Origin of the sequence: Streptomyces arenae, assembly GCF_022343545.1 — a bacterium.
Classification (GTDB): domain Bacteria; phylum Actinomycetota; class Actinomycetes; order Streptomycetales; family Streptomycetaceae; genus Streptomyces; species Streptomyces humi.
Map to the genome: position 1 here is coordinate 38,086 of NZ_JAKQYH010000001.1, position 851 is coordinate 38,936.

Genomic DNA, 851 nt, shown 5'->3' on the forward strand with positions numbered 1-851 from the left:
TGTCGTACCGTTCGGTCTTCTCGTGCGTTTTTGCGGAATGAGGAATCCGCGTCCGAAGGATTCGAGTGCGAGTCGCTCGATTGGCTTCGGGGGCAGGGAATCCGCTAAAGTCTCACTCGTCGGAACGGCCCAACAGCCGCGAAGGCAACTCCCACTGACTGGGAATCAGGACCGAAAGGAACTGATAGAGTCGGAAGCGCCGGAAGGCCCCGAGAAACAAGTTCGGGACCGGAAAGCACCGAGGAAATCGGATCGGAAAGATCTGATAGAGTCGGAAACGCAAGAACGAAGGAAGCGCCCGGAGGAAAGCCCGAGAGGGTAAGTACAAAGGAAGCGTCCGCACCTTGAGAACTCAACAGCGTGCCAAAAATCAACGCCAGATTAGTTGATACCCCGTCCATCTTCGGATGGTCGAGGTTCCTTTGAAAAAGTCCACCCTCCGGGGTGGCACACAGCGAGGACGCTGTGGACAGCAGGCCKTATTCCGGCTTGTCTGTCCCGCTCAACGCGAGTGTCTAGCCGGATTACCGGCAAACATTCACGGAGAGTTTGATCCTGGCTCAGGACGAACGCTGGCGGCGTGCTTAACACATGCAAGTCGAACGATGAAGCCCTTCGGGGTGGATTAGTGGCGAACGGGTGAGTAACACGTGGGCAATCTGCCCTTCACTCTGGGACAAGCCCTGGAAACGGGGTCTAATACCGGATACGACCTGCCGAGGCATCTCGGCGGGTGGAAAGCTCCGGCGGTGAAATCTGCCCTTCACTCTGGGACAAGCCCTGGAAACGGGGTCTAATACCGGATACGACCTGCCGAGGCATCTCGGCGGGTGGAAAGCTCCGGCGGTGAA

General features: G+C 57.6%; 1 other annotated feature.

Features of this window, described 5'->3' with window-relative positions:
• Positions 1-584: 584 nt before the first annotated feature.
• Positions 585-819, plus strand: a sequence feature (16S ribosomal RNA rRNA prediction is too short).
• Positions 820-851: the final 32 nt, after the last annotated feature.